This window comes from Pseudoalteromonas shioyasakiensis, assembly GCA_013391845.1.
GTDB classification, from domain to species: Bacteria; Pseudomonadota; Gammaproteobacteria; order Enterobacterales; family Alteromonadaceae; genus Pseudoalteromonas; species Pseudoalteromonas apostichopi.
Genome location: CP058414.1, coordinates 445,617 through 460,563, shown reverse-complemented (window position 1 = coordinate 460,563; position 14,947 = coordinate 445,617). Strand labels below are relative to the sequence as shown.

11 protein-coding genes are annotated in these 14,947 nt (G+C 43.3%); 6 read left to right on the top strand and 5 right to left on the bottom strand.

What is annotated here, in order from left to right; genetic code table 11:
• Positions 1-51: 51 nt before the first annotated feature.
• Positions 52-1,005, bottom strand: coding sequence for a transaldolase (gene tal, locus HYD28_02060; GenBank protein QLE07856.1), 954 nt, complete (start codon positions 1,003-1,005; stop codon positions 52-54).
• Positions 1,006-1,236: 231 nt separating this feature from the next.
• On the opposite strand from tal, the gene HYD28_02055 reads away from it, so the two are divergent.
• The 6 genes from HYD28_02055 (at position 1,237) to HYD28_02030 (ending at position 9,067) form a co-directional block, all read left to right on the top strand.
• Positions 1,237-2,889, top strand: coding sequence for a ribulokinase (locus HYD28_02055; GenBank protein QLE07855.1), 1,653 nt, complete (start codon positions 1,237-1,239; stop codon positions 2,887-2,889).
• Entirely contained in the window at positions 2,886-3,581 is a 696-nt protein-coding gene (locus HYD28_02050; GenBank protein ID QLE07854.1) for an L-ribulose-5-phosphate 4-epimerase, read from the top strand. The genes HYD28_02055 and HYD28_02050 overlap by 4 nt, the downstream gene beginning before the upstream one ends.
• A gap of 23 nt (positions 3,582-3,604) precedes the next feature.
• Positions 3,605-5,104 carry an L-arabinose isomerase gene (gene araA, locus HYD28_02045; GenBank protein ID QLE07853.1) on the top strand — a complete coding sequence of 500 codons (1,500 nt, stop codon included), beginning with the start codon at positions 3,605-3,607 and terminating at the stop codon, positions 5,102-5,104.
• Positions 5,105-5,240: 136 nt separating this feature from the next.
• The gene (locus HYD28_02040; protein ID QLE07852.1) at positions 5,241-5,825 is read left to right on the top strand and encodes a beta-phosphoglucomutase family hydrolase; all 585 of its coding nucleotides are present in this window, start codon (positions 5,241-5,243) and stop codon (positions 5,823-5,825) included.
• A 71-nt stretch (positions 5,826-5,896) separates the two neighbouring features.
• On the top strand, positions 5,897-7,108 hold the full coding sequence (locus tag HYD28_02035) for a galactose mutarotase (protein ID QLE07851.1): 1,212 nt from the start codon (positions 5,897-5,899) through the stop codon (positions 7,106-7,108).
• Positions 7,109-7,147: 39 nt separating this feature from the next.
• A complete protein-coding gene (locus tag HYD28_02030) occupies positions 7,148-9,067 on the top strand; it encodes a family 43 glycosylhydrolase (protein ID QLE10461.1) in 1,920 nt (639 codons plus the stop codon).
• A gap of 336 nt (positions 9,068-9,403) precedes the next feature.
• Here HYD28_02030 and HYD28_02025 read toward each other — a convergent pair whose 3' ends face one another.
• The 4 genes from HYD28_02025 to HYD28_02010 all read right to left on the bottom strand — a co-directional run bounded on the left by HYD28_02025 (position 9,404) and on the right by HYD28_02010 (position 14,804).
• Positions 9,404-9,799, bottom strand: coding sequence for a DUF4019 domain-containing protein (locus tag HYD28_02025; GenBank protein QLE07850.1), 396 nt, complete (start codon positions 9,797-9,799; stop codon positions 9,404-9,406).
• 173 nt (positions 9,800-9,972) lie between these two features.
• A complete protein-coding gene (locus tag HYD28_02020) occupies positions 9,973-10,407 on the bottom strand; it encodes a DUF4019 domain-containing protein (protein QLE07849.1) in 435 nt (144 codons plus the stop codon).
• 421 nt (positions 10,408-10,828) lie between these two features.
• The gene (locus HYD28_02015) at positions 10,829-11,248 is read right to left on the bottom strand and encodes a hypothetical protein (GenBank protein ID QLE10460.1); all 420 of its coding nucleotides are present in this window, start codon (positions 11,246-11,248) and stop codon (positions 10,829-10,831) included.
• Positions 11,249-11,378: 130 nt separating this feature from the next.
• Positions 11,379-14,804, bottom strand: a complete 3,426-nt coding sequence (locus HYD28_02010) for a family 43 glycosylhydrolase (protein ID QLE07848.1) — start codon at positions 14,802-14,804, stop codon at positions 11,379-11,381.
• Positions 14,805-14,947 lie beyond the last annotated feature (143 nt).

Here is a 14,947-nt window from a genome sequence, read left to right as displayed (position 1 = left end):
AAAAGCCCGCAAACCTAGGTTTGCGGGCTTTTTTCTATTCAAATCGTCTGTTTAAACTAATTCGCTTAAGATTGACTCTAGTTTCTCTTGGTCAATTGCGAATTGACGAATACCTTGGCTTAGTTTTTCAGTTGCCATGGCATCTTCATTCATTTCCCAGCGGAAAGCCTGCTCAGTCATTGCTGCTGGCGCTTCTGCTTTTTCTGTTGCTGGTAATAGTTTTTGAGTTAATGGTGCGTCAGTTGCAGCTAGTTCAGCAAGTAGCTTAGGGCTGATAGTTAAACGGTCACAACCTGCTAATTGTTGGATTTCACCGATGTTACGGAAGCTCGCGCCCATTACAATCGTGTCGTAGCCGTGCTTTTTGAAGTAGTTGTAGATATGCGTTACTGACTTAACGCCCGGATCGTTAGCACCGTCGAAATCAGCGCTTGCATCTTGTGCTTTGTACCAATCAAGAATACGGCCAACGAATGGTGAAATTAGGTAAGCGCCCACCTCGGCACAAGCACGTGCTTGAGCAAATGCAAATACCAGCGTTAGGTTACAACGAATACCTTTTGCTTCAAGTACTTTAGCCGCTTGAATACCTTCCCATGTTGAAGCAATTTTAATTAACACGCGCGATGTGTCGATGCCTTGCTCTTTATATAGAGCAACAAGCTCAAGTGCTTTATCAATGGTTGCCTGAGTATCAAATGATAAACGCGCATCAACTTCTGTTGAAACTAAACCTGGCACTTGCTCCATTAATTTAGAGCCAATTAATACCGCTAGTTTGTCAGCTGCTTTTGTTACAACTTCAGCTGCGTCACTGCTTTGTGCTTTTGCCCATGATACGGCTTCTGCAGCGAGTGGGCGATATTTCTCAATTTGAATCGCGTTTAAGATGAGTGATGGGTTTGTTGTTGCATCTTGCGGTTTATATTCGTTGATTGCTTCAAAATCACCCGTGTCAGCAACAACGGTTGTCACTGCTTTAAGTTGTTCTAATTGACTAGACATAGTTATCCCATTCTTATCATACAAAAGTTAATGTAGTGGCTTTAACCTATTATTTGTGCTGAAAAAACAATCTAATCTTCCAGATAAACTGCGCAAAAAATCGCCCGCCAGCAGCAAATAATCCTGTTAATAATATTTTTATAATACCTTTACAATCTGGTATTGTTGATATTATCATACAAATAAAGATAATGACTAACAATGTTAGTAAGCAATTAGTGAAAGGTAATTATGTCTCGTTATACGTTGGGATTAGACTACGGGTCGGACTCGGTAAGAGCATTACTCGTTGATGTTGCGACTGGTGAAGAGCTTGCCAGCCATTTAGTAAACTACCCGCGCTGGGCACAAGGTTTATATTGTGACCCAAGTAAAGATCAGTTTCGTCAGCATCCACAAGACTATATCGATAGCCTTGTAGAAGTAGTAAATGGTCTTTGGTCACAAGTTCCAGCAGGTACTGCAGACAAAGTAGTGGGTATGAGCTTTGATACGACTGGCTCAACACCTGTAGCAATTAATAGCCAAGGTACACCACTGGCATTAACTGAAGAATTTGCAGAAAACCCAAATGCAATGTTCATTTTGTGGAAAGACCATACGTCTATTAAAGAAGCAAATGAAATCACTGAAGCTGCCACTAACAACGATGTGAACTACCTTTCACATATGGGCGGTATCTACTCTTCTGAGTGGTACTGGGCCAAAGCATTACATATTTTCCGCGTTGATAGCAGTGTTAAAGCAGCCACTTATTCATGGGTTGAGCACTGCGATTGGATGACCGCGCTAATGTGCGGCACTACACACCCTGAAGCATTAAAGCTAGGTCGTTGTGCAACGGGCCACAAACAAATGTGGAACGAGCAGTGGGGCGGTTTCCCACCAAACAGCTTCTTCAGCAATATCGATCCACTATTAGATGGTGTTGTTGATACGTTAAATGCAACGACAGAGCCAAGCGACCAAGTTGCTGGCAACTTAACTGCAGAGTGGGCCGAGAAGCTAGGTTTACCACAAGGTATCGTAATTGGTTACGGTGCATTTGACTGTCACATGGGTGCAGTCGCTGCCAATGTTCGCCCTGGTGTTCTAACCAAAGTAATGGGTACTTCAACTTGTGACATCACAGTAACGTCTAAAGAACAACTAGGTGATACTTGTGTTAAAGGTATTTGTGGTCAAGTTGATGGCTCAGTGATCCCAGGGTTAATTGGCTTAGAAGCCGGTCAATCTGCATTCGGTGACTTATACGCATGGTTCAAGAACCTAGTACTTTGGCCAACTCGTCAACTTACAAATCTATCTGACGCTGAACAAGCGTTAGTTAACAAGCTAGAAGATTCAATCTTAGTTGATCTATCAAAAGCAGCGGCAGCACTGCCTGTAACAAGCAACGATGTAACTGCGCTTGATTGGGTAAATGGTCGTCGTACGCCTGATGCTGACCAAAGCGTTGCCATGGCATTAACAGGCTTAAAGATGGGCACTGATGCACCTAAGTTCTTCAAAGCACTTGTTGAAGCAACTGCCTTTGGCGCACGTGCTATCACTGAGCGTTTCCGTAGCGAAGGCGTACCAATCGAGTCAGTGGTCGTTATCGGCGGTATTTCTAAAAAATCAGACTACGTAATGCAAACTTGTGCTGATGTTTGGAACTGCCCAATCGACGTTTTAGAAAGTGAGCAAAGCTGTGCACTGGGTGCGGCAATTATGGCTGCGGTTGCTGCGGGTGAGCACGCAACAGTGGCAGATGCTCAAAAAGTTATGGCGTCGTCTGTATGTCATCAGTATTTACCAAACCCTGAGCGCGTTGCTGTGTATGACGAGCTTTATGCCAACTACCAAGCACTTGCAAGCTATGTAAACGGAGACAAAGCATGAGTTTTACTGAACTAAAACGTGAAGTCTATGAAGCGAACATGGAGCTGCAACGTCGTGGCTTAGTAATTTATACCTTTGGTAACGTATCGCAAATCGACCGCGACAAAGGCGTGATTGCGATTAAACCAAGTGGTGTTTCGTACGACCAAATGAAAGCCGACGACATGGTTATCGTTGACCTTGAAAACAACATTGTTGAAGGTTCTATGCGTCCGTCTTCTGACACAAAAACACATGTTCATTTATATCGCCACTTTGATTCAATTGGCGGTGTAACACACACGCATTCGACCTATGCAACTGCATGGGCGCAAGCAAAACAAAGCATTCCTTGCCTTGGCACAACTCACGCTGACTATGTGCACGGTGACATCACCTGTACTCGTGAGCTAACCGATGAGCAAGTTAATGGCGATTATGAATTAGAAACCGGTATTCAAATTACTGATGCGTATCAAGACCGCGATCCGAAAGCTGCACCTATGGTGATTGTTGCGGGTCATGCGCCTTTCACGTGGGGTAAAGATGCCGCTCAGTCTGTATACCATGCCGCGCTACTCGAAGAGATTGCACGCATGGCGTATTTAACACGCACTTTAGATCCACACGCAGCTGAACTTAAAAAAGCAGTGATGGATAAACATTATCTACGTAAGCACGGTAAAAACGCGTATTACGGTCAGAGCAAATAGCAAGAATTTAGAGGATTATTAACATGACGACGATGACGAAAGAAGTTTGGTTTGTTACCGGCTCACAACATCTTTATGGTCCTAAGGTGTTAGAAACGGTTGCCAAAGACAGCGAAGCAATTGTAGCGGGCTTAAACAGCGAAGCGAATCTACCAGTAAACTTGGTATGTAAGCCTACCGTTAAGTCACCTGAAGAAATTCACGCTGTTTGCCAAGCGGCAAATACGGATCCTAACTGTGTTGGTTTAGTTTTATGGATGCACACTTTCTCACCTGCGAAAATGTGGATTGCTGGCCTAAGCGAATTACGTAAGCCTTGGTTACACCTTCATACTCAGTTCAATGCAGCCCTTCCTTGGTCTGACATCAACATGAACTACATGAATACGCACCAAAGTGCACACGGTGACCGTGAGTTCGGTTTCATCGGTACTGTCATGCGAAAAGAGCGCAAAGTTGTTGCGGGTCACTGGCAACGTGCTGATGTACAACAGCAGTTAGATGACTGGTGTCGTGCGGCAAAAGGTTGGGCAGAAAGCCAAACACTAAAAGTTGCGCGTTTTGGCGACAACATGCGTCAAGTTGCGGTGACTGAAGGTAACAAAGTTTCAGCGCAAATTACTTTTGGTTATGAAGTACACGCGTTTGGTGTCGCTGAGCTTGTAAAAGTGGTTGATACCATCACTGAAGAAGAAATTGATGCACAGTTAGAGCTTTATAAGCAAGACTACGTAATTGCTGACGAAACGCTACAAGACGATTACGCAGTGAAAATGCTACGCAACGAAGCGCGTTTAGAGCTTGGTATGGAGCGCTTCTTAGAGAAAGGCGGCTTTAAAGCATTCACAAACTGTTTTGAAGACTTATCAGGTCTTTCTGGTCTTCCGGGTCTTGCTACACAGCGCCTAATGTCGAAAGGCTATGGTTACGGTGGTGAGGGTGACTGGAAAACAGCTGCTATGGTTCGCATCATGAAAGTAATGGGTGAAGGCCGTGACGGCGGTTGTTCATTCATGGAAGATTACACTTACAACATGGGTGAGACTGACCAAGTACTTGGCGCGCACATGTTAGAAGTGTGTCCTTCAATTGCAGCGCAAAAACCACGCCTTGAAGTTCACCAGCACACGATCGGTGTGAAATGTGATGTAGGTCGTTTATTGTTTACTGCAAAACCGGGTGCAGCAATTAACGTATCACCAATTGATATGGGTAACCGTTTCCGTATTCTAATTAACGAAGTAGATACAGTGGCTCCGCCAGCTGATTTACCTCACTTACCGGTTGCTTCAGCGCTTTGGGAACCAAAACCAAATCTATCTGTAGCATCAGCTGCATGGATCCACGCCGGTGGTGCACACCACACTGCATACAGCCAAGCAGTAACAACCGATATGATTGTCGATTTTGCTGAAATGGCTGGCGTTGAAACGATGATCATCGATAACGATACGACGATCCGTGGTTTCAAAACAGAGCTTCGTCATAACGCAGCTTACTACATGCTAAAACGTGGTCTGTAAGAATTAGTACTTTATGTACTAGAACGTGCTGTGTGTGAGCACGTTCACCCCAAATTTTGTTGTCGATTAAGCCAGTGATGAGCCACGCTCTTCGCTGGCTTATGCTATTGTGAAGCGAAACTTTTTAGGAGTAGATATGATCGATTTAAGCGCCTACCAAGGCATTATTTTTGATATGGATGGCACCTTAATTGACTCAATGGGCAGTCACTTACAGGCATGGCAGAAAGCTTGCGAAGCCTATGGCTATCCATTCGATTACGACTACATGTACAGCTTAGGTGGCATTCCGACCGTTAAAACAATTGAAATGCTTAATGAAAAATTTGGCTTAGATCATGACCCTCTAGTTGTGGCAAAAGATAAACACCAATTTTGGGTTGATTTACAGCACCAACCGCTAGTGATTGACGAAACCGTCGCAGTACTTGAAAAGTACCATGGTGTATTACCGATGGGTGTGGGCACAGGTGCTGACCGCGAACATGCAATTGATCATTTAACTGATACCAATTTAATAAATAAAATTGGAGCGTTAGTGACTGCCAGTGATGTAAGTAAAGGCAAGCCAAACCCTGAAACATTCTTAAAAGTGGCAGAGCAATTAGGTGTTGAGCCAAGCCTGTGTGTGGTGTTTGAAGACACGCAAATTGGCTATCAAGCTGCCAAAAGTGCGGGAATGGATTGCATCATGGTGAAAGACGGAAAAATCCAACTTTAGCGATTAAATTTGCAATGGCACCCTTATTTGTATTATAAAACTATAAATACAATTACAAAAAGGTTATTCATATGTCATTGCAATGTGTTTTCCAAGGTTTAAAAACAACTCATCAAACAGCCAGTTCGAACACGAAAAAGTCGCGCGGGCTTTATGCATTGTTGGTGACATGTGGGATTGCCCTTACACCAGCTTGTGCTCATCAAGGAGACAATATGACTACTTCCCCTTCAGCATCAATGACGGCCTATGGCGTACTCGCTGATCAAACGCCAGTTAATCAAGTAACGCTGACTAACAGCAATGGTATTAGTGTTGATGTAATCAACTACGGCGGCATTATCACGCGTATTGAAACACCTGATGCAAAAGGTGAAATGGGTAATATTGTTCTCGGTTTAGATAACCTAGAAGCGTACACAAAAGCGACAACTTACTACGGTGCAATCATCGGTCGTTTTGGTAACCGTATCGCAAACGGTAAATTCACGTTAAATGGCACTGAATACCAATTAGCAACCAACGATGGTGACAACCATTTACACGGTGGTGTGCAAGGTTTCGATAAAAAAGTGTGGAACATGACACCGTTCACGACGCAAAACAGCGCAGGTGTTACCTTAAGCTTAGTGAGCCCTGATGGCGACCAAGGTTACCCGGGTGAAGTGACGACAGAAGTGACTTACACGCTAACGAACAACAACACGCTAGATATGCAGTTTATTGCTACAACAAGCAAGCCTACCATCATCAATATGACACAGCACAGCTACTTCAACCTAGCGGGTAAAGGCGACATTCTTGATCACCAAATGCAAATTAACGCAAAAGCAATTACGCCTGTGGATGGCGGCTTGATCCCAACTGGTGAGGTGATGGATGTGGCTGGCACACCGTTTGACTTCCGTACAGCTAAAGCAATCGGTCAAGATATCAAAGCAAGCAACGAACAACTGAAACTTGGTAAAGGTTATGACCATAACTTTGTGCTTAAAGACACGCCAAGCAATGAGCTTATTGAAGCTGCTACGGTTTACGAAGCAAACTCTGGCCGTACGTTAACAGTTTACACAGAAGAGCCTGCAGTACAGTTTTATTCAGGTAACTTCTTAGACGGTAGTACTGTGCAAGCGTCTGGCTTAGTGCATAATTTTAGAAGTGGTTTTTGTTTAGAGCCACAGCATTTCCCTGATGCACCAAATCAGCCAACGTTCCCAAGCACAACATTATTACCGGGTGAAGTGTATTCAACACGCATCGTGTACGAATTTGGTACAAAATAAAGGAACACAATCGTGAAAACAACAAAGCTTAAAAGCGCAATGCAAAAGGCTGGTTTAGCTAGCCTATTTGCCTTGTCGTTTGGTGCTCTGACGGGCTGTCAGACTACGGCTGAAGACAACACAGCCAAAGCAGATGTCGCAGCCGCAGCAAAAGCACCAATCCAAGATAATGGTATTTTTACCAATCCACTTTTTCCAAATGGCGCCGATCCATGGCTTGAGTACTGGGATGGTAACTATTACCTGACCACAACAACATGGACATCTGAGTTAGTGATGCGTAAATCACCAACACTAGCTGGCCTTGCTGATGCAACCCCTGTCAATGTTTGGTCTGATTCAAACCCTGAGCGTTGTTGTAACTTCTGGGCGTTTGAATTCCATCGTCTAAAAGGGCCAAACGGTTACCGTTGGTACATGATGTACACAGCTGGTACTGATGGCACTCTAGATAACCAACACTTAAATGTATTAGAAAGTGCTGGTGATGATCCTATGGGCCCATATGAATACAAGGGCGCATTAATGCCTAACGTATGGAACATCGACGGTAACTACCTAACGTATAAAGACAAGCTATATGTGATCTACTCACAATGGCAAGGCGATCAGCAATTAAACATTATTGCTGAAATGGAAAACCCATGGACACTGAAAGAGAACTCACCGCATACGGTGATCACGCGTCCTGAGCTAGATTGGGAAATCAGTGGTCGTAAAGTAACTGAAGGCGCTGAAATTTTACAGCACAATGGCCGTACGTTTATGACGTACTCAGCAAGCTTCTGTAATACGCCAGATTACAAACTAGGTATGCTTGAGCTTGTTGGTGACGATCCGCTTAAAGCGAGCAGCTGGAAAAAATACGACAAGCCAGTATTTGAGCGTACAGAAGAAGTGTTTGGCCCTGGCCACAATGGCTTTTTCACATCGCCAGACGGCACAGAAGATTGGTTAGTTTATCACGGTAATGATTCGGTAGAGCACGGTTGTAGTGCGACTCGCTCATTACGCGCACAAAAATTTACTTGGAATGACGATGGCACGCCAAGCTTTGGTAAACCATTAACACCAGGCGTTGAAGTAGCACCGCCATCAGGTGAATACGGTCCACTGGTAACACGAGTGCAAGGTCAGCGCTACCAATTAGTGAATGCAACAAGCGGCTTATGTTTAGATATTGCAGCTGATCCACAAGATGCACGTGCTGTGCAACGTCAGTGTGCGAGCACCAATGGTCAATGGGTTATTGATGCAACAACAGATGGTTTTGTTCGTTTAGCTAACCGTGAAGATAGCAAGTTTTTAGAGCTTGAAAGCTGTAATGATGCCGATAACGCTAAAGTGCAATCTGCAGCATGGCGCAATAACTTCTGCCAGCAATGGAAAGTAGCACCAAGCACAGATGGTAATGTATCTATTACTAACCGTTACACAGGCAAGCCATTAGCGGTTGCGGGCTGTTCTGCTGCACAAAACCAAGCAGTTTTACAGCAAAGCGACGCAACAGCGTGTGGCGACTGGCAATTACGCCCTATGGGTAGTGTTGTAGTATTAAGCCAACAAAGCGGTAAAGCACTTAGTGTGGCCGGTACGGATAAAGTGGGTACCAATGTTGAGCAACAAGCCTATACGCATAAAGATGCACAACAATGGTTCTTCACACCAACAGATACAGGTTATGTGAGCCTTAAACAAAGCGCTGACAGCGAGTTCTGTGCTGCGGTAGCTGATAACGCCTTAGTACCTGGTGCCAACGTAGAAATGGCTTCTTGTACGGCGAAAACAGCACAGTGGCGTATTGCTCCGGTAGAAGGCGGTGGCGTGATGCTAATCAACCGCTACACAAAACAAGCGCTTGGTTTAAGTAACTGTGGTTTAGCTGAAAACACTAACTTCGCACAACAACCTGATTTAGGTAACAAGTGCCAAGTGTTCCATCTGCGTGAACCAAATTAAGTTATAAGTAAAAAATCGACTCAACCAAAGCCACTTCATTTATGAGTGGCTTTTTTTGTGGCTGAAAGCTGCAAGTTAGCAAGAGTAAAGTTAACGAGAGTAAAGTTCCAAGCTGAGCGGTGCGGTTGTTTTGAGCGAAGCGAAACCCAACATAATCCATCAAAACCTTCTCATGCCTCTGCATTGCATATAAAACCCCACGTAGGAGGAACTTTAGTGCAGAATTTTGTCCATCACATAATCTTCACGGCTAAAGCCGTTCTACAATGCAATCCTAGAACCTAGAACCTAGAACCTAGAACCTAGAACCTAGAACCTAAAACCTAAATATAACCCCTAATTAATAAAATAACCTATGGGTTGCCACTGGCCACTATTTTTACTTAGGCTAATTGTTTCAACCGCTTGCTCTTTATTCATGAACTGGCTTTGAAATTGAATGATCACGTATTCGCCATCAGGTGTTCCGGGTAAAGAATCGTACTTCATCAGGCTTAAATTCTTACGTAAAATCACTTTGCCAAGTGGGACACGAACTTGTTTTAACACGTTACTCCAGTTACTTTGCGGCATTGCTTGTTTAAACAATGAGTCTGTTTGCTGCCAGCTTTGCTGATACTGACCATTATCAATTAATACGAGCCAGCTTTTAGCGCGATTTATAACCTCGAGTTCTTCAGCGTTTGCACAAAAGCAGCTTAAAAAAGTGATCAATAAGAGCGTTTTTCTCATAGCAATTCCATTTACTTGTTGTTTATTGAATTCGTCTTGAAGTGTTTTTATGTTACGGCGACGAACAATAAATACTATTCATCAATTGTGCGGTTTATTTTCCCGCAGATAAGCATTTTGACTGCCGATAAATCTTACAGCACATAGCTCAAGGTGCTTTGTACTGTTTTAAACTAATTGATCAAGTAACCCAGCGGATGCCAGCCGTCAGCAGCTTTACTAAGACTTAGCGTTTCAATCACAGCTTCTTTATTCATGAACTCGGTTTGAAACTTGACCACTAAATACTCACCATTTGGCAGACCGGGTAATGAGTCATATTTTGCTGTGCCAAAATAGGTGCGAGACATAACTCGGCCTAAAGGAACGCGTATTTGATTTAAGGCAGTTTGCCAGCGAGCTTTGGGCGTGGTGCTTTGAAAGACCTGATCAGCTTGCTGCCAGCTCTCGTGGTACTCACCCGAATCAACCAAGTTTAACCATGCTCTGGCAGTTGCAATAGGGTTTTCCTCTTCAGCATTGGCAAATAAACAAACCAATAATGATGTCAGTAAAAATAGTTTTTGTAGCGTAAATCCATTTACAGAAAGTAATAAAATTTGACGCATAAGACGCCCTCACTTCGTTCATAGGGTGAATTCATAATACGAATGAGTTGGTTAATTTCTATACTAAAAAAGTGTTAGTAAAGGTGTTTTGGTGAGATTTAAGTGTTGTTTTTTATTTGAACGATCTTTGCAACTGAGTCCTCACAGTGGCGATGTAGATTAAATTATTAAGTTTATACTGTTGATTTGTTGAGCAAAAAAAGTCGTGTTAACAGCTGCTAAATGTAACGACAATGACCATAAATAACGCTTATTTTTACTGCTAAGGAAGTTTCGTATTTGCGTGCTCGATATTTCAGAGCCCGCATAGTTACTGGGTTTTTGACCCTTTTTTGGGTTTTATGGGAGAAATAAGCGAGGGGAAAGCGACAAGAGTAAAGCTTGAGACGTAAAGCTTATAGCTCAAAACTTACAGCTTCCATCAAACCAACACACTCATTAGCACTCCTGGGTCGCTAATACCTGCTTCTTTTAGCGCGTCGCTAATTGATTGGCTAAGAGTCATTATTTGCGTTTGAATTTCCATGACCATTTTGGTCTGCGTTTCAACTTGCACTTTTACAGCTTCATCTTCTTGGTTTTTAAGTGCTTGCAGTTTGGCTAATTGCTCTTTGGCAAGTTCAAGTTGCTCTTTAAGCTTTTCTAGCTGTTCAACCATTTTGCGGATATGAGCAGGGAGTTCGCTAGTTATTTCTTCTTTTTGAGCGGGCTCTGTTTCACGACCAGAGAGTTTATTTATCTCTAGGTTGCTGAGTTTGTAGCCTACTTTTGGGTTGGTATTACCGCTTGCTGTATCTGCGTTTGAGATAGTTAACGCACTTGCTAATGAGTTAATAGCCATAATGATAGCGATGAAAGTGAATGATATGTACGTATCGGCAAGGGGTACTAAAGCTTTAGAAAAAAGCCGGGTTTTCACCCGGCCTTTCCAGACAACAAATAGTTGAGGTGAGGCAGCTCACCTCACTTTGTTACTCTTGTGCAGCAGCTGCATCGTAGAGTGCTTTTATTTCTTCAGCACTAATCGCACCGTTGAAAATTTTCAGTTCATCGATAGCACCGTTATAAGGTGTATCCCAGTAGTTAACACCGAGTGCAAACTCATTTGTTTCACCAGGAACCGTGAATACGCGCGGGAAGCCACCGGTTTCTAGCTGTAGTTCACCGTTAACATACATCTTCAACACGTCACCATTGGTACCATCAACAGTGAATGCAACGTGAGTCCACTCTTTTGCAGGAATACGGCTATCTAGTTCTGCATTATCGAAGAAGGCCCCGTTATTTGCCCATAAACGAGTTAGGCCTGTACCAGCCATAGATGGCACATAACTTAACCAAGCGTTAGCACTTGCTCCGGCAAAAAATACGGATGTGTAATCTGTGAAGCTTTCAGGTTTAAGCCACATAGATACAGAGTAGTCATTGGTAGTGATTAGGTTATCCGGTAGACGAACACCTGAACCTTCAAGGAATACTGCTTGGCCAATAATACCGTCAACATAGCTCACGCTACCGCCTGTATTATTGATGAAACCACCGGTTGATTTACCTGCCGCGTATGCGCCGTTTAATGCACTTAGGTCACCTTCAAAGCTGTATTCAGCAGGCGCAAGTGATTTTAAGGTTACATCGAATGACTTAGTATCAGTAAAGTCTTTGTACTTAATGGTTGCAGTTAATGTCACAACTTGGTCGCCAGCAGACGCGCTAGGTTGTGTCACAACAGCAGTGCCATTAACAGGTTTTAAGTACTCTTCGTTGTTTGACGTCCAGCTAATACCAGACACGAATGGACCTACACGTGGTAGCTCAAAGCTTTCACGTACTGCAGATAAGTCACCTAAATCAAGTGCACTCTTAATGAATGCAGGGAAGTTATCTGGGTTGGTTTGGTTTGTCATTGCTGCAGCATTAATATTAAAACTATTAAGGGCATAGTCATATACAATGAATTCATCAATTTGACCTTGGAAAGGTAAATCCCAGCCGTAGTTCACACCCAGAGCAAAGTTACTAGATTCATGGCTGAACATATCTGGGCGAGGCATAGAGCCAACTAAGACCCCATCCGAGTAATAGTTCATAATCCCTTCATCATAGCTAATGGCCACATGAGTCCATTCGCTTTGAGTTGCTTTTTGCGTATGAACTATTTGATTCCATAGCTCTTCACCATTATCACCAAGATAAAAACTCCAAATTAATGGGTTTTCGGTAAAATGAGCAGCTCCACCAGGTATGTAGCTAATCCAACGATTGGCATTTTCTGCTGCAAAGAATAGTGGTGTGTAAGGAGTGAGTGTGTCTGGTTTTGACCAAAAAGAAACGGTAAAACTGTCAGAGTTAATGATTTCATCAGGTAAGCGTACGCCGGTTGCACCATCAAAGTTAAAGGCTTTACCTGTTTGACCTTCTGCGTATGCAGCTGTACCAGCACCCACATTTAACAGGTTGTTATCTGTTACACCAGCATCATCAAGGTTACCTAAGCCATCACTTAACGAATCTTCAAACGCATAGTGTGCAATCGCATTTTTAAACTCAGGGCGCGCCTCAAGGTTTACATTAAAAGTCTTGGTTGTGCTCTCGCCATTTAAAGAGATATTAGCCGTTAAAGTAACCGCTTTATCGCTGCGGTCTGGTGTTGGAATAAATACAGAGCCTTCACTGGTGATGTAGTATTCATCACTACTTTCCCAGTTAATTGCAGCACCATCTTTACCTTTTGTTGGTAATGAATAGCCTTCGTCTGCAATTGATAATTCCGTTTTAATATCAAGCGCTTCTTGAACAGTACCCAGTACGTTAGCAGTATCTGTGATTTCATCACGTTTACTTGCCCAAATGGTAGCACCTTCGCTTGATGTGGCCGATACAGTGACCGCCATCGCATTAGTTGCATCATCCCATTGCCATTTAGCTACGCCAAAGTAAGTACCAGAATCTAACTCAAGTTTAATATTTGAGTCATCAATCATGTACCAGATACCTGGATCATCACCCGTTACTGAGTGATCTTCGTTTAATGCAATATGCATTGAACGAATAGCATCTGTGTTTACATCGTTACCATGGTTGATAAATTTGTAGTAACCATAAAGTTCATCAGCAACAACCATGTTGTCGCCTTCAAGCGGCACATAACGTTGCGGTGAAGCCATTGGCCAACCTAATGAGTTAATAAACATTTCATGTACACGAACTTGGTGCGCTGCAGTATTTTCAGGGAACTCAGTAGACGTTTGTGGGAAACGTGTATGCGTTACTAAGATATGACGACCTGTCGCTTCATCATAGTAAGCAGAGTTATGGCCTGGTGATTGGTAGCCCCACGCTGGTGCTGTTTCGCCAAGTTCTTGCGTGTACTCAAAGCCGCCCATTAGTTTTTCGCCGACTTCTAGGCCGCCTATAGCTGCAATGTCATTACCTGCGTTATCTAAGTAAGGGCCATCAGGTGTTTTAGAGCGAGCAACACGGATGTTGTAACCACCGTTAAGATCAAACCCTGCAACTGAGAAGAATAGGTAGTAGTATTCACTTTCTGGGCTGTACATTACAAATGCCCCTTCCATTGCGCGGAAGTCACCGCCTACTAGCTTTTTACCATACCCTTGGCCTGCTTCTGGCATACCCGTTTCTTCGTCCATTGCTAGCACGAAAATACCGCCAGAGTAAGAGCCGTAAACCATCCAAAGTTTGCCGTCAGCATCGTAGAAGGCAGCAGGATCAATGGCATTAGGATCAACGGCACCGTTCCATGTTGTTTGGCCGTTATCAAGTGGGTATGCTGTAAATTCTGCTTCTGAGCGATAACCGCTGCGTAAGAAAATGCCTTTGTTTTTATACGGGCCTTCAATATTGTCCGCTTCAGCTAAACCAAGGTAAGAGCGATTCCAGCACACTTCATCAACAACATCCGGTGTATCTGGGTTGTCTTGTGCACAGTGGTTATAGTAGAACCAAAACTTGCCATTTGGTGCCTGAATAACATCAGCAGCCCAGTTTCCAGTGAAACCGTCTGTCCATTCGATGCCTTCGGCAATTTCAGCTGTGTAGTTGTAATCAAATAGCGGACTTTCATTAACAGCTTCGTTAGCTGAAAGACTCGAAATCATTTCCCAGTTCAAGAGATCAGTTGATTTAGCGGCAGCAAGGTGTGAACCAAAAATATAATAAGTGTCGTCAACTTTAACGACAGAAGGATCATGTACGCTTACATTGGTAACCATTACGCTACCTGATTCAGTGTATTCAACACTGCTGCTTACTGTCGGTTTTGCACTTTGTGGGTCGGCAACCGCTGGTGCTGTGTCAAACTTAGTACCATCTTCTTTGCCACAACCTGTAACAGCCAAAGAGCAGGCTATGACCATGGCTAATTTATTTAATTTCATTTTATGTGTCCTCTTGAAACTGGGATTCATTTTTTTATTCGATTGTTGTCAATAAAATTGCCGCGTGCCTATATCAAACTAATAAGAACGTAGTATTGTAATTTTATAGTACGATTTAAAATGTGCAAATACTTTTGCAAAGG